This is a genomic window from Enterococcus salsurae (assembly GCF_054784955.1).
On record NZ_BAAHWY010000001.1, the window covers coordinates 794,714 to 809,340 of the forward strand.

17 protein-coding genes are annotated in these 14,627 nt (G+C 37.6%); 4 read left to right on the forward strand and 13 right to left on the reverse strand.

The window, feature by feature from the left end; translation table 11 throughout:
- Positions 1-7: 7 nt before the first annotated feature.
- The 13 genes from ACYVRS_RS03895 to pplA all read right to left on the reverse strand — a co-directional run bounded on the left by ACYVRS_RS03895 (position 8) and on the right by pplA (position 10,239).
- Entirely contained in the window at positions 8-1,084 is a 1,077-nt protein-coding gene (locus tag ACYVRS_RS03895; RefSeq protein WP_313539023.1) for an FAD:protein FMN transferase, read from the reverse strand.
- Positions 1,085-1,341: 257 nt separating this feature from the next.
- Entirely contained in the window at positions 1,342-1,611 is a 270-nt protein-coding gene (locus ACYVRS_RS03900; protein ID WP_461202619.1) for a hypothetical protein, read from the reverse strand.
- Between the two features lie 284 nt (positions 1,612-1,895).
- Entirely contained in the window at positions 1,896-2,546 is a 651-nt protein-coding gene (locus ACYVRS_RS03905; RefSeq protein ID WP_313539021.1) for an ATP-binding cassette domain-containing protein, read from the reverse strand.
- Between the two features lie 25 nt (positions 2,547-2,571).
- Complete coding sequence (locus tag ACYVRS_RS03910) at positions 2,572-3,351, reverse strand: hypothetical protein (RefSeq protein WP_461202620.1); 780 nt, start codon at positions 3,349-3,351, stop codon at positions 2,572-2,574.
- On the reverse strand, positions 3,344-4,105 hold the full coding sequence (locus ACYVRS_RS03915; protein ID WP_312498703.1) for a hypothetical protein: 762 nt from the start codon (positions 4,103-4,105) through the stop codon (positions 3,344-3,346). The genes ACYVRS_RS03910 and ACYVRS_RS03915 overlap by 8 nt, the downstream gene beginning before the upstream one ends.
- Positions 4,106-4,125: 20 nt before the next feature.
- Complete coding sequence (locus ACYVRS_RS03920) at positions 4,126-4,869, reverse strand: hypothetical protein (protein ID WP_461199061.1); 744 nt, start codon at positions 4,867-4,869, stop codon at positions 4,126-4,128.
- 88 nt (positions 4,870-4,957) lie between these two features.
- Complete coding sequence (locus ACYVRS_RS03925; protein ID WP_312542868.1) at positions 4,958-5,350, reverse strand: hypothetical protein; 393 nt, start codon at positions 5,348-5,350, stop codon at positions 4,958-4,960.
- 394 nt (positions 5,351-5,744) lie between these two features.
- Positions 5,745-6,494 carry a LytR/AlgR family response regulator transcription factor gene (locus ACYVRS_RS03930; RefSeq protein ID WP_312542866.1) on the reverse strand — a complete coding sequence of 250 codons (750 nt, stop codon included), beginning with the start codon at positions 6,492-6,494 and terminating at the stop codon, positions 5,745-5,747.
- Positions 6,491-7,858 carry a sensor histidine kinase gene (locus ACYVRS_RS03935; protein ID WP_461202623.1) on the reverse strand — a complete coding sequence of 456 codons (1,368 nt, stop codon included), beginning with the start codon at positions 7,856-7,858 and terminating at the stop codon, positions 6,491-6,493. Before ACYVRS_RS03935 ends, ACYVRS_RS03930 begins: the two co-directional genes overlap by 4 nt.
- Before the next feature lie 25 nt (positions 7,859-7,883).
- Entirely contained in the window at positions 7,884-8,018 is a 135-nt protein-coding gene (gene agrD, locus ACYVRS_RS03940; RefSeq protein WP_461199059.1) for a cyclic lactone autoinducer peptide AgrD, read from the reverse strand.
- Positions 8,015-8,605 (reverse strand): accessory gene regulator AgrB, encoded by a 591-nt coding sequence (locus tag ACYVRS_RS03945; protein WP_313540854.1) that lies wholly within the window; start codon positions 8,603-8,605, stop codon positions 8,015-8,017. The genes agrD and ACYVRS_RS03945 overlap by 4 nt, the downstream gene beginning before the upstream one ends.
- 16 nt (positions 8,606-8,621) lie before the next feature.
- On the reverse strand, positions 8,622-9,059 hold the full coding sequence (locus ACYVRS_RS03950; RefSeq protein ID WP_461199056.1) for a hypothetical protein: 438 nt from the start codon (positions 9,057-9,059) through the stop codon (positions 8,622-8,624).
- 238 nt (positions 9,060-9,297) lie between these two features.
- Positions 9,298-10,239, reverse strand: coding sequence for an extracellular electron transfer flavoprotein PplA (gene pplA, locus ACYVRS_RS03955; RefSeq protein ID WP_054114866.1), 942 nt, complete (start codon positions 10,237-10,239; stop codon positions 9,298-9,300).
- A 271-nt stretch (positions 10,240-10,510) separates the two neighbouring features.
- Here pplA and ACYVRS_RS03960 point away from each other — a divergent pair, with 271 nt between their 5' ends.
- From ACYVRS_RS03960 to ACYVRS_RS03975, 4 genes are all read left to right on the forward strand, one after another.
- Positions 10,511-12,454 carry an NAD(P)/FAD-dependent oxidoreductase gene (locus tag ACYVRS_RS03960; protein WP_054114865.1) on the forward strand — a complete coding sequence of 648 codons (1,944 nt, stop codon included), beginning with the start codon at positions 10,511-10,513 and terminating at the stop codon, positions 12,452-12,454.
- Positions 12,455-12,644: 190 nt separating this feature from the next.
- Complete coding sequence (locus tag ACYVRS_RS03965; RefSeq protein ID WP_054114864.1) at positions 12,645-13,055, forward strand: NusG domain II-containing protein; 411 nt, start codon at positions 12,645-12,647, stop codon at positions 13,053-13,055.
- 10 nt (positions 13,056-13,065) lie between these two features.
- A complete protein-coding gene (locus tag ACYVRS_RS03970) occupies positions 13,066-13,629 on the forward strand; it encodes a Gx transporter family protein (protein ID WP_054114863.1) in 564 nt (187 codons plus the stop codon).
- A gap of 11 nt (positions 13,630-13,640) precedes the next feature.
- Positions 13,641-14,627, forward strand: coding sequence for a polyprenyl synthetase family protein (locus ACYVRS_RS03975; protein ID WP_461199053.1), 987 nt, complete (start codon positions 13,641-13,643; stop codon positions 14,625-14,627).

A 14,627-nucleotide genomic window follows, 5' to 3' on the forward strand; every position in this document is an offset into this window, starting at 1 on the left:
ACTCCTCCTACTCTAGATCTGAACGATCTCCCATCGTATACCCAGATTCATCCGACAATTCAAAGGTATCTTTGATGCCATCTGTCACATAGACAATGTCTTCTTTGGTGATGAAAATCGCATCCGTGCCATCTTCTGTATGTTCTTCGATGTACGCAAGCCCTTCCTTGACCCCTTTATCAAAGGCCACAGTCGTTAACCCATCGCCATCAATAGATTTGTCGGTAATGACAGTCACACTAGCTACATCGCTGTCATAAGGATAGCCGGTTTCTGAATCAAAAATATGATGGTACGTCTGATTGCCGACTTTCAAGTAGCGTTCATAAATACCTGATGTGACGACTGTTTTGTTGGTTTCTTTGATACTCCCAATGATCGATCCACGAGATTTATTTGGATCTTGAATGCCGACATTCCACGGTTCATCTTCCCCGCGATTGCTATGACCAAGCACATAAACATTCCCGCCTAAATCAACGATTGCTGAAGTGACCCCATTGTCTTTCAACACTTTGACCACTTCGTCTGTGATATATCCTTTGGCGATCGCACCCAAATCAATGATCATATCTTTGTCCGGCAAATAAACCGTTTGGTCATCGTCATTGAATTCAACTTTATTGTAATCGATATGTTTCAACGCTTCATCGATCTCTGACTGTTCTGGTTTGCGGGCATCGTCAAATCCAATGCGCCACAATTGTGTGATTGCACCGATCGCCATATTGAATCCGCCATCCGACTTTTCACTATACGCATAAGCGTCCTTTAATAAGTAGTAGATATCATCGGACACTTTGACCGGTTTGATCCCAGCCTGGGAATTGATCTCATCGATCTCAGAACCCGATTGATTGATTGTGATCTTGTCCCCCAACTCCTTGATGCGGGCAAAAGCTGGTTCCATCGCAGATTCCTTGCCTTCATCATAAATACGAATACGGGTATAAGTGCCTAACAAAAATTCTTCTTGATAATAAGGATCGTCTCTAAGTGTGGTTGTTTCCTTTTCACTGCCGCATGCTGCCAACATTGTGACACATAAAACAATCATCAGAAAAAACGGTAGTTTCTTTTTCATGATTTTCCTCTTTTCTATTGACTTCAACCATCATATAATAGCCTTTTTTTGCATCGATGAAAAGGTTTTTTCTATGATTCGGTGCTGGTTTTAGGATTCTTTAATGGTCGGAGAAAATAGCATGCGGATTTCACTTCGTGGGTGGTTCACTATGAGCTACCTCGTTCAAACGTACACGAATACTGCCTGGATAAAAGAGATCTAATCGATCGTTTCGCTATCAATCCATTGATGCGCGCTTTAACATTTCCATTATCTTACGTCTCAACGATATGCGCATATTTCTTTAATAATTTATAAATGGCTTTTTCTTTTTTGGATAGTTTGACTTTAGAGGAGAACAAATAGGTGCGTCGTGAAGACAGTAAAGCTCTATGTAATTGGTTATAAATAATACTTTCTATCTCTTCTTTTTCTTTGCTTGTTAAGGTGATATTGGATTGCCCATTTTTTATCAAGTAGTAGGAATACTCCAAGCAACTCATTTTATACACAAAAGCAGAAAAATCGATTTTATCTATTTTCAAAAAAACATCCTTTCATTTGTTGGTGTGTCTACTTAGTCTTATACTGACGCTTTTGACTTCACTATATAATGGACAGTACCAGAATAGATACTCACGTTTTTCACGCCACGATGAATCTCGTGAAAAAAACAGCTAGGTATATACTTTCTGATGGACAAAAAAACAGCATCCCTCAGGATGCTGTTCATGTATTGCTGGAAGCTTATTTAGTGACAAAGTTGTGATTGCTCAGGATACATGGCAACTATCAACCTACAGCTTTGAAGTTACTTCTTTGAAGTTAGTTACTTAGTAGAAACTGGATTTAATTTAAAATCTTCTATACGATACATTTCATGGCATAAATCATCCAGATCCATTTGATTGTGACTTGTCAAAAGAATTGTTTTTCCTTCTTCAAATAATGTCATGACAAGTTCTTTTACGATTGAAACCGATTTGGCATCTAATGCATTAAACGGTTCATCCAATATAATAATATCCTGATTTTCCATCACTGCCTGAATAATACCCAATTTTTGTTTCATCCCCAATGAATAGTTTTTGACCAACGTCTTATCATTAGGATCTAATCCTACTAATTGCATCAGCTCAATAATTTTGTCATCATCGATTTTGTTCTGAATACCAGCAAGGTATTTTAAATTTGCTAATCCAGTATAAACGCCAATAAATCCTGGGCTATCTACTAAGAGACCTAAGTTTGTTGCAAAATCTATCCCCCCATCACCAAGTTTCACGTCACGAATAAATACCCTTCCCTTATCCGCACGGTAAATTCCGGCAATGATTTTAAATAGTACTGACTTTCCACTGCCATTCTCTCCAATAAAACCCACTACTTTAGGCCTATCAATAGTTAAATGTAAATCTGAAAAAATAGATCGCTTTTTAAAGGTCATTTCAATATTTTCCAATGCAATAATATGACTCAATGTACATCACCCCTATTATAATTTTTTAATATGAAAACACATTTCTGCATCCTTTTTTCCATATGATAAAATAGCCAACACCATACGAGGCTACTAATATACTTGCAGCGACAACACTTGCTGGAACAAATGTTTGATTAAGCATGACCAATCTTTGAATTGATGATATGCCCACTGGCATATAACTGGACATATTGAAAAATAAGATGCTATACAATCCTAGACAAGATAAAAAGGACACCACTGTATTTTTGCTCAATACATAAATAATCAAATAAAATATTTGCAGCATCATTAGTTCACAGATTTTCAAAATACTTGTAATAATGAGAATCTGTAAGTCATGTACACCGATAAAAAAATCTTGGTTCGTCAGAAGAATATCCGTAATAGAGAAGATAGATGTTTCTGTCGAAAATATACATGTGATGATCGCAACTACACTCGCATATAAAAGAACATAGACAGTTACGACAAAAAAATGAACCATTTGCATTTGCTTAAAGCTCCTGCGAAAGTTTCCAAGCCGGATGATGCGTGCGTTGTCATTAAACGCATCATCTGCCATCACCATGCTGATAAAATAAATTGGCGTACAATTTAAAATCAATAATTTAACAAAATCAAGTAAATGTATATACCCTTGGCCATATCCAAGTCCTGAATGTATAATAAATTCTTCTTTGGAAAACACCCTTAAATACAAGGCATCTAATATCGTAAATATGACAAGCATGATCAGTGTTATCATGATGATTCTTTTAGACATAAAATGAGTAAAATACCAAAATATACCCTTACTCATAGTTTTTTATCCCCTTACCATTTTTTAGACAATAGAGCGCCCCACCCAAAACAAGTAATTGAACAATTAGTATATTGAAAAGCGCATCTCTAGCTATTGCGTGATGTAACATCAAGTAATTATTGATAAATAAGTACGGTAGATGTTCATCCCAACCCATTTGCAACCCAATTATGCCACTAAGATAGATGGTCCATGTCACTAGATGAATACTACGTTGTGAGATATAATGTTCCATCCACCTAATAATGACAGTGAAAAAAATCAATCCCATGATTAAAAATAATGATACAACAGCCAAAGTAATGATTGGCGAAGAAAATTTCTCTCGATATACATCTAATGGCAGCTCAGGTGTTGGATTGCCGCTAAAATCAGACGTTGCCGGAAAGTGTAAAAAGCTAATCATCCCAATAGTGAACAAATGAAGACCAACCATGAAAATCGCTAGTAAAGCACTATTCAATAACTCTTGAAGCCAAAAATAAAGATAGTTTTTGCAACGGATCATTACGAATGCTCTCTGCTTTTTTTTGACACTGTTTGTTGCAAAAATATAGAGCGCAAGGAAAATGTATAAAATGTAGTAATGGTCTGTGATCAACATAATCATAAATTCAATTGCTGTTAACGCCAATTGGTAACCTGTACTTAGATACGTTGAAACATAAAATGAAAAAAGGGTCACCATAAAAATAGTTTTCCAAGAATATAATTCTTTAACTAAGTCATATCGAAAAACAGAACGATTCATACATCGCCGACTCCTTGCCATCAATTGAAGACCCCTCTTCTCTTTTGCAAAATCATGAATACTGCAATAAAAAAAATGAGGATCAAAGGACCAATCAATAAACTTGAAATCGTCGTCCATTCAGGGCTCACACGTGTAGGAATAAGTGAAGAGGTCATCGAATATTGTGGTTTTCCTAAAATTGAAAAAATAAAATTTTCGATGAGAGAATAGATAAAACCACCTGTCGACACAATAAAAATATTTGACGTAAAAAATACTAAATTAAATGTCAACGTGTAATATACTATTCCAAGTAATCCTCGCCACAACGATAAAAAGAACCCATAAATTAACGGTTGATTTAGTCGAATACCATCAAAGAAGTACCTCATTTCAACTTCAGCGTCTGACACCGGGAAGCGAATATCGATGAGATAGAGAATGATAATGAAACTGATAAACGATACTAGAAAAATGCTCACGCCACAAAGCAACGCTCCGGCTTGATATTTTAACTTCAAGTATTTTTTTAGTTTTATTCTGTTATGTACAAATGTTAGATAACCCTCTTTGACTTCTAAGAACAGCAGCGTACAAAAGGGAATTGTGGCAAATAAAGGAAATAAAAAATTAAAAAAATCTTGACTGACTTCCCATAGTTGAAGATTACTTTCAAACATTGAGTTAGTGTTGACGATCACCGAGTAGATTAAAATTATTGCTAAACCACAAAAAGAGGAAAACATTGCCATCCATCTTAATTGTTTTATTTCGTTCATCATAAAATCACCGCTCCTACCTTAGTGCAAATTTAGTTTAAAAAAATAAGGCAAAAATGATTCTATTTGCCTTATTTTTCTTTTTTAACTTCTATCTCGCTCTCCACGACCCACTTGATTGCGTGTTAACAGTCGTTGTTAAATTATTTGAGACCTGTATTCTAACATTTGTTCCTGATTTCACACTTGAATGTGGTGCAATAGTAGTTGTAGTAGATTGGCTACCGATTTGACGTCTCCATGTACCACTCCCAACGCTGCTATTCATTCGGATATCTGCATTGTACCCGCCGTTATAAAATTTTTGGACATCCCCTGAGTTACTTGCATTTGTTTTCTTTTGATATGCCGTATATCCACTTCCGTTGAGCCTACCTGTAGTAGTACTAAAATTTGCATATGATGTTTGCGCTGAGGCAATAGGACCGCCGACTAAAGCTAACATAAAAGTAACGGCCATAATTTTTTTTCTTGTTTTATTCATATTTTTTCTCCTCACATTGGGGTTTTAGTTTTCATTCTTTAATTTTCAATTCAACTCTGCTTGTCGAATAGGATCCATGCTATTTGTAACAAATCGCTCCTCCTTCCAAAGCTGCACATTAAATGTTTTTAGCAGATATACTTTAATGGCTTTGCTTTTTTTATTTCTTCTTTACACTCATCAGTGTACTTAAATATCAACAGAATATACGCTTTCTTCTTCAAACCTATATATATACGCGCAACCGTATTATTTCGTTCTATCAAAAACATACACGACTTCTTCAACGTCATTTTTAGTCTGCTTAGTCAAATTCAATCGACAGGTAGTTCAAAAAAAAAGCAAAAGAATATATGATCTTTTGCTCGTATCATTTTATTTCATTTAGTGTGTTTTACTCATTTCTTTGATGCAAAACTTTTGCTAATTTAGAAATCATTCTTACAGACACAAAACATTCCAGCCCGTTTGACATTTCCACTACTCGCTCTTGTTTTTTCAACTGAGATACATGATTGAGATTAATGAGATAGGATTTATGACTTCTAAAAAAATTAGGCAGCCTTTGTTCTAAATTCTTCATTGTACCGTAAAATTCTAGTTCGCTGTCCTCGGTATATAAAATCAACCGATGCGCTGACGTTGAAGCTTCAAAAGCTATAATGTCATCTATCGGCAAACTTTGTTGCGTGTCCCCTACTTTCAGTTGAAACAACTTTTTCTTACCACTGCGATCAGTGACATATCTTTGGTAAGCCGTTATGATGCAGCTTTGAACTTTGGTCTGCAACTGATGGGTTTCTTCTTTAATAATAAAATCCATTGCTTCTATTTTGTATGTAAATGTCAAAAAAGACATCTCAGCGTGTGTGGTGACAAAAACGATTTTCCCCAAGTCATCGATTTCTCTGAGCGCAGAAGCTAACGTCATGCCGTTCATTTGATGACCTAAATCTATATCTAAAAAGTATAATCCAACTTTTTCGGGATTCTGCCGAACATACGTCAACATTTCTTCGGGATCATCAGTGGATAATATTAGCTCCATATCTAGCGCTTCAATCATGATAAAGTCTGTAATGAACTGCTCCATTTTCTTTCTTTGGCTGCTGTTGTCTTCACATATATAGACTGATAGCATCATATGTCCCTCCTAGTAATAATGAATTGTTGGGTAAACAATTGATCTTTGATAGTGGTTTTTAGCACTACATTTTTATAATTAGCTAACATCTCTTTTATATTGCTAAGACCAAGACCTCGATTATCGCCTTTTGTAGAAAAACCTTCTTTTTTGAGTTGCTGAATAGATGGCATATGATCTTTACAGTCATTTTGAATAATGAATTGTATTTCTTGTTTATTCTTAAATACTGCCACTGTGAGCTTGCCAATTGCCAATTCCTCTATTGCTTCAATGGCATTGTCCAACAATATACCCAACACGCGAACCAAAACAATCGCATCCAATGGAATATCCTCAATCACTTCTTTTACTTCTAGGTTTACTTCGATTTCAATATTTTGAGCATTCATCAACTTCAATGCAAGAACACTTTTGATCTCTCTTTGTTTTATATTTTGTAATTCAATTAATTTAAAGTTCATTTCTGATATTTCTTCAGATGTTGGTTTGATTTCATTTAAGTAGTAATTCTTTAACCCTGAAAAATCTTCAGATAAAACATAATCGTCAAGGGAATTTAAAATATTCTGAAAATCATGTCGAAACTTTCGGACTTCCTTGTACTGGTTTTCCATTGATTCTGTGTATTCCATTAGTGATTGGTAATCTGACTCCTTTTTGATCATTTCAACCTTTGCTTTCATTGCTCGATAGTAGAAACTGAATGCTATGATAGATAAACACAGATATAATAAAAAGAAAAAGAAATTTAGACGAACTAAATCTGATGAATTGCCTAGATACGAACCTAGGAAAATACTCGAATAGTAAGTAATAAGAATGAAAAAATTAGCAAGAATAAATATCTTATTATCTCGTACTTCGATCTGTTTAATTCTCTTTAAAGATATAAACAAAAAAGAAGTTATGTATGTTAATAGAGCAACTACTAAACTAAAGAAAAGACCATATCTAAATAAACTTATAGCTGAACTGTAGACTGAATTTTCGAATCCCAGAAATATTCGAACCAGATTAGATAAATGGTCTGCTATTATCGAAAGTATTGAAGCAATTGAAGTGATGCCAATTGAACGTTGTAAATTTTTATTTCTTTGAAAGTTCAACAAAGATATACTTATAAGCATTATAAATGCACCATATATTCCCATAAATATTCCAGATATCGCTGATAATATACACACACCAATAGCTAAAATTACTTGTGTTAAGGTTAAGATATTATCTTGATCTTTATCTAAGACATAGCAAGTTAAAAATAATAATAACGACTGGTAAAATGCATATAGGTACCACATTAGTAGATAAACCCAGCTTTCTTGTTTTAATTCTATTTTACAATAAAAACGCCAAAAAAACATACTTATATATGTTTTTTTGGCGTTTTTATTTTATGATTAATTCATCCGGAACTTCAATCTCATCCCAATAAGATACACAACAAGTTAAAACACTATATTCACCAATAAAGCGAAAACATGATATGACAAATTTGGTTAATCCGGCTTTTATAAAATTCATTTGTTCTTCTCCTCCTTAATAATTGTTAAACACGCCGCAACAAACATCCCGCCAGCAATTAAGTTTGCATGATTCAATGGAACAAGTAGTTGAATCACGCTTAATATCAAGCTATTCGTCACCGCCTTAACCCTTAACTCTTGTTTGCGCTCATCACGAATTTTATTTTTCGCTGTCACTCCAGGCGCAAAGATTGTAAGAATCGTAAGTGAAAGGATATTTTGGATCATGAGTATAGGAAATGGCAGAACCCATTGGCGAATCAAGTAGGGGATACATAAGAAAAGTAACATGCTGATACAAACACAATGAAATGTATTTTTTGCATGTCTGCCATAGGCATGCCTACGTATAAGAAGAAAGCTCGCATGAAAAATCATCGTTAGCATAAATAACTCGAAATATAGCGCCATGCCATAGATAATCAATGTCTTCAGCAAATTGTTCATGAACACATCTGCACCAAACGTAACTTTGATATATAAATTCTGATCATGCTCTTTATGGATTGGCAATTTTTCAACTAGCCATGAACTCATTCTTTTTTCAATATGCCATAAGTTTAGTAATTGTGCTTTTTCTTCCATTCTTTACCCCTCTCTCCTAATATCCGAGGTCTGTTTCAATCACTCTATCCACGATCATTCCACTCCATGGACCTTCCAAATCCGGTATTTCAATCCATTTTCTATCCATGAATAATAGTAGCTCCTCCACCTTCTTTTTTAAAAGTGAAATACGCTCTTTAGAAGATTCAGTTTCAATAAAGAATAAAAAATGCCCCTCTTCTGTTAAATGATTGAAAAGATGATTGAAAAAAACATCGACTTGCTTCTTTCTCTTTTGTTTTATAAACAATTGGTTGTTTAGAACAATGATGAGTGTTGTGTCATACTCAAATCGATCATCCCTATTCTTGGGCATACAATTAAGTAATTTAAAAATTTCATATATCACAATTGGTTCACCATTCGCCTCTTCTACCATTTCGAAAGACGCAAATGGAATGCTTGTTAATTTGTCCTCTAATATGTCCAACACGCTTTCTACCTTCCTCTTTTGTATGTCCTCTTACGTACTATCTTACCCATTTTTACTTTACAGACACATTGATATCGCCAAACCTATCTTTTCATTCGTAAATATACATCAAATAAAGTAATTGAACGTTTAGGACTACCCAAACGTTACTTGTTCTGATCAATCTTTCCTATCCGTTTCTTTTCACTCAACAAAAAAACAGCATCCCTCAGGATGCTGTTCATGCATTGCTAGAAGCTTATTCAGTGACAAAGTTGTCAACTTCGATTGGTGTTTGATCGCCTTTTTCAGCAGCGTTCAATAATTGTTGTGCATAGATCACAAAGCTGTGGAAGCTGTGTGTCGCACCTGAAACGACGTCCATGTCAGCAACTGACCCATCTTCTGCATTGACTGCTGTGACGAATTCTTCGTTGAAGTTTGGAATGAATTCTTCAGGGTTGGTACCAGATTTCGCTTTCATGTTTTCGTTGTAGTCGGCATCATCTTTCTTCGATTCACCAGCTTCATTGACATAGTCATAGTTTGATTCTGATACTTTGCCATCGGCAACTGTGATAGAGAAGGCTACTCGGTAACCGTTAGAATAGTTCTTTTCTTCTAAAGTATATGTTCCATCTTGCAAGTCTGCGCCATTATCGATCTCGATCGTTTCTGTATTACCGGCTTGTGCTGCTTGGATCAATTGTTGTGCATAGTTTTGGAATGAATCAAATGAATGTGTCGCACCTGAAACCACTTCGATCGAAGATGGGCTTTGGGCAGCAACCAACTCTTCATTGAATTTAGGAATAAATTCTTCTGGGCTGATACCTGCTTTTTCTTTCATCGTTTCATTGTATTCAGTGTTTTCTGTTTTTGATTCGCCATCGGCATTGATGTTGTCATACTTAGATTCTGTGATCTTGCCATCTACGACTGTGATCTCAAATGATACTCTATAATCATTTTTATAATTCTTTTCTTCTAACTTGTAAGTGCCATCTTGCATAGGCGCGCCAGCCACCACTGTCGCTTCACTTTCACTTGTTGCCGTTGATGATGCCACTGTAGAACTTTGTGATGTTGTTTCGTTAGTTGACGAAGAGTCAGCACTGTTGTTGTCTGATCCGCAGCCCCCTAACAATAACGCTGCGAATGAAAATACTGCCATACCTACAATCAATTTCTTTGCTTTCATGATTATCCACCTTTTACTATATTATTTTTCCCACAAAAAAGTTTGTGATATATATAACATTGTAAAGTAAATTATCAATATGTCAACCGCTTACTTAACGCTTTTTCACATAAATTTACTTTCTTTTTTGATTTCCGGAAATTTTCACGAATTTCATGAAATCCCTATTTTTTTCAACAGAATAGTTAGACAAATGGAACTTTTCTCTATATAATAGGTTCGATTGTGTAATTATTATCATAGATTATTTTTTACTAAGGAGAGATTTGCAATGGCAAAGAAAAACATTGTCGTTGTCGGTGCGGGGTATGCAGGGGTTTCTGCAACAAAGTACATGGCAAAAAAGCTAAAAAAAGACAATGATGTTGAGATAACATTGATCGACCGTCACTCTTATCACACGATGATGACTGAACTGCATGAAGTCGCTGGAGGACGCGTTGAACCAACTGCGATCCAATACGATCTGCAACGTTTGTTCGCCCGTAAGAAAAATGTCCGCTTGGTTACCGATACTGTAACAGGTATCGATAAAGAAAATAAAACTGTTCAAACAAAATTAGGTAGCTATTCCTTTGATTACCTTGTTCTTGGTATGGGTGGCGAGCCAAACGACTTCGGTACGCCTGGTGTGAAAGAACATGGCTTCACGTTGTGGTCATTCGACGATGCTGTCCGCATTCGCGAACATATCGAAAAAACTGTCGCAAAAGCAGCGATCGAACCCGATGCAGCTTTGCGTAAAGCAATGTTGACATTCGTTGTCTGCGGTTCTGGATTTACTGGGATCGAAATGATCGGTGAACTGATTGAATGGAAAGACCGTCTAGCAGAAGATTACAAGTTAGATGCAAGCGAGATCAGCCTGAAAGTCGTTGAAGCAATGCCAACGATCTTGAACATGTTGGATCGTAACGATGCAGCTAAAGCAGAACGTTACTTGAAGAAAAATCATGTTGATTTGGTCTTGAATGCACCAATCGTTGAAGTCGCACCTGACCATATCAAATTGAAAGATGGGTCAACTGTACCAACGCATACCTTGATTTGGACAGCTGGTGTGAAAGGAACCAGCGATGCAGCTGACTTTGGTTTGGAAACAGCCCGTGGGTTCCGTTTGGTTGCCAATGAATATATGGAAGCCAAAGGCTATGAAGACAAAAATATGTATATTATCGGTGACTTGGTTTACTTCGAAGAATTCCCGAATACGCCAACACCACAAATCGTGCAAGCAGCTGAACAAACTGGTCATACTGCGGCAAGCAATATCGTAGCAGCCATCAAAGGCGGCGAGAAACATAAATTCAAAGGAAACTATCAAGGATTTATGGTATCGATCGGCGCGAAATGGGGCGTAGCGAACTTATTCAACAAAATTCATTTAAGTGGTTTCTTAGCCATCATTATGAAGCATATCGTCAACTTAAAATATTTCTTTGATATTCGTTCAGGTTACTATATGTTCCAATACTTGATGCATGAAATTTTCCACATCAAAGACGACCGGACAGTGGCCCGCGGCCATACTTCTCGTTATGGTAATGTCTTGTGGAGTGTGCCTTTACGTATTTTCTACGGTTTGGTTTGGTTCATTGAAGCCTTTACCAAAATCTTAGGCGACAATGGTGAAGTATTCAAACCAAGTACTTGGTTTGGTGAAGGTTCTTGGTTCCAAGGAAACAGTGTCTTCCCATGGACTTGGGAATATCAAACTGTTGCAGACGCGGCAAGTGGCGCGAGCGAAGCGGCAGATGCAGCAAGTGCAGCAAGTGGCGCTGGTGAAGCAGCTGGTGAAGCGGCAACGCAAGCAGCGCATTTCGGTTTAAGCTATGCTTACGGCGAACAACCAATGATCGTGATCGAAAAATCACCTGATTGGTTCACAAAAGTGATGCAATTCATCATGCCGAACAACGATGTCGCAATGTTCTTCCAAAAATTCATGGTCTTCGCTGAAATTGCTTTGGCTTTGGCTTTGATGGCTGGTTTGTTCACATGGTTAGTCAACGCAACAACGATCATCTTGGTGATCACTTTCTGTATGTCCGGCATGTTCTATTGGGTCAACATCTGGTTCATTCCAGTTGCCTTCGCCTTGATGAATGGTTCTGGCCGCGCAGTTGGTTTAGATCGTTGGGTGATTCCATGGTTGCAACGTACTGTAGGTAAATGGTGGTACGGTACACCACGATCTTTATACGGCAAAAAATAATCCTTTGAGGAACAATTCAATAGCACGAGAAAAGACTGAGACAGCCTGATTTTTGATCAGTGTCTTAGTCTTTTTCCAAATTATGGATCGATCCTATGCACTTGCCTATAAATTGGCGGATAGACCTAGTAGAAGAATGGGTGATTGTGCTAGAATGAAACAGATCCCATGTCAGAACAGGAGTCTTATGATGACAAAATTGAAAACATTTATCAAAAACGCCCATTTAAAACCGTGGGACGGCGTGATCATCCTCCTCTTGATTCTCAGCTCTTTTTTGCCAATCCTCATTTTCGGGCAAACACAAACAGCAACCAAAGAAGCTGTTTTGCGGGTGGATGGCACTGAGATCAAACGTTTTGATCTCGTAGAAGGACAAAAAAGCTATACCTATCTTTACGAAGATGAAGATGGTGATTATAATTTACTTGAAATAGATGGCGATCGTATCCGGATCAAAGAAGCCAATTGCGGTGATCAGATCTGCGTACGTCGCGGCTGGGCCAGCAAAAACGGCGAAACGATCGTGTGTCTGCCCCACAAAATGGTGATAGAAATCCAAGCTTCAGATGGGAGTGAAACCGACGATCTGATTTATTGATCGTTTGCTTATGAGTCGATTACAACGAATAATTTTCATTTCCCTCTTGGTGGCACAAGGTGTCGTGATTGGCTTAGTGGAAAATATGATCCCTTATCCTTTCGCTTTTGCACCTGGTGCCAAGCTGGGATTAGCGAATCTGATCACGATCATCGCCTTGTTCACGATGCCAAAAAAAGACAGCTTTTTGCTGATCTGGCTGCGATTGATCCTCACCACATTGCTCGGCGGGACTGTTTCCACCTTCTTGTATAGCATGAGCGGCTCGCTACTCAGTTATTTCGGCATGCTCCTAGTGAAACAATTAGGGCCTAAAAGAGTCAGCATTATCGGGATTAGTGCGGCAGGCGGTTTTTTGCATAATGTAGGCCAACTAGTGACCGCTTCTTGGATTGCACAATCATGGAGTGTGATGCTCTATTTACCTGTCTTGTCTTTTTTTGGGATTTTGTCCGGGATAGCCATCGGGATCGCCGCCAATTACTTATTACAACGCGTTGAAACGCTTCGCCGTTTTCAACTGGATTATGAGCGTCAGACAAAGGTCAAATGGCGCACGACGGATTCAAAATAAAGGAGCCAATTATGAAACTTCATTCAATGTGGCAAGAATATCCAGCACTGCAAGCTGACTTGTCTGCCTCCTTGCAATTAATGGAAAAATCGCTCAAATTAAAAAATAAGGCTGTTGAAGAAGCCATTCTCGCTATGATTCATTCCGGCGGTAAATTATTGCGCCCAGCCTATCAACTCTTATTCTCTTCCTTTGGCAGTGAGAAAGATCCTGAAAAAGCTGTGGCATTGGCGGCATCGATCGAAATGCTGCATACGGCATCATTGATCCATGATGATATCGTTGACCACGCAGATACACGTCGCCGCTTGCCAACGATTCGGTCACAGTTTGGCAACGATGTGGCGGTTTATGCGGGCGATTACTTATTTGTCTGCTGTTTCAAATTGATGGCGGATTATGCCAGCTCTATGAAAAGCCTGCAAATGAATTCTCGCAGTATGGAAAAAATATTGGCTGGCGAATTGGGGCAAATGAGTAAACGATACGATGTCAATGTGACGGTCGCCGATTACTTAGAAAATATCAGCGGCAAAACAGCTGAATTGTTTGCTTTGAGTTGTTTTATAGGGGCATATGAAAGCGGCACTTCGCTGCGGTTTGCCAATCAAGCCAAAGAAATTGGCGAATCAATTGGATTGGCTTTCCAAATCATGGACGATATTCTTGATTATAGCCAAGCTTCTGCGCAGCTTGGCAAACCGGTTTTGGAAGATGTCCGTCAGGGGGTCTATTCACTGCCTTTATTGTTGGCATTAAAGACTGACCGGACGCACATGCTGCCGATATTAGCCAAAAAAGACGCCATGACAGATGCAGATACCCAAGTGATCTATCAACTGGTGCAAGAGGGTAAAGGATTGGTTGAGGCCAAAAAATTAGCCGCCAAATACACCGATAAAGCCTTGCAAGGCATCAAGAAACTGCCAGAAACACCAGACGAGAGTAAAGACTATCTTTATCGCATCACTGAACAAATTTTAAGCCGCACAAACTAA

What these genes read in the sequence shown, in the direction of transcription:
- ACYVRS_RS03895 (WP_313539023.1), bottom strand. Translation starts at nt 1,084, where the DNA reads ATGAAAAAGAAACTACCGTTTTTTCTGATGATTGTTTTATGTGTCACA.
- ACYVRS_RS03945 (WP_313540854.1), bottom strand. Translation starts at nt 8,605, where the DNA reads ATGGAAGAAAAAGCACAATTACTAAACTTATGGCATATTGAAAAAAGA.
- ACYVRS_RS03965 (WP_054114864.1), top strand. Translation starts at nt 12,645, where the DNA reads ATGACAAAATTGAAAACATTTATCAAAAACGCCCATTTAAAACCGTGG.
- ACYVRS_RS03970 (WP_054114863.1), top strand. Translation starts at nt 13,066, where the DNA reads ATGAGTCGATTACAACGAATAATTTTCATTTCCCTCTTGGTGGCACAA.
- ACYVRS_RS03925 (WP_312542868.1), bottom strand. Translation starts at nt 5,350, where the DNA reads ATGAATAAAACAAGAAAAAAAATTATGGCCGTTACTTTTATGTTAGCT.
- ACYVRS_RS03915 (WP_312498703.1), bottom strand. Translation starts at nt 4,105, where the DNA reads ATGAATCGTTCTGTTTTTCGATATGACTTAGTTAAAGAATTATATTCT.
- pplA (WP_054114866.1), bottom strand. Translation starts at nt 10,239, where the DNA reads ATGAAAGCAAAGAAATTGATTGTAGGTATGGCAGTATTTTCATTCGCA.
- agrD (WP_461199059.1), bottom strand. Translation starts at nt 8,018, where the DNA reads ATGAATTTTATAAAAGCCGGATTAACCAAATTTGTCATATCATGTTTT.
- ACYVRS_RS03910 (WP_461202620.1), bottom strand. Translation starts at nt 3,351, where the DNA reads ATGAGTAAGGGTATATTTTGGTATTTTACTCATTTTATGTCTAAAAGA.
- ACYVRS_RS03920 (WP_461199061.1), bottom strand. Translation starts at nt 4,869, where the DNA reads ATGATGAACGAAATAAAACAATTAAGATGGATGGCAATGTTTTCCTCT.
- ACYVRS_RS03935 (WP_461202623.1), bottom strand. Translation starts at nt 7,858, where the DNA reads ATGTTTTTTTGGCGTTTTTATTGTAAAATAGAATTAAAACAAGAAAGC.
- ACYVRS_RS03930 (WP_312542866.1), bottom strand. Translation starts at nt 6,494, where the DNA reads ATGATGCTATCAGTCTATATATGTGAAGACAACAGCAGCCAAAGAAAG.
- ACYVRS_RS03975 (WP_461199053.1), top strand. Translation starts at nt 13,641, where the DNA reads ATGAAACTTCATTCAATGTGGCAAGAATATCCAGCACTGCAAGCTGAC.
- ACYVRS_RS03960 (WP_054114865.1), top strand. Translation starts at nt 10,511, where the DNA reads ATGGCAAAGAAAAACATTGTCGTTGTCGGTGCGGGGTATGCAGGGGTT.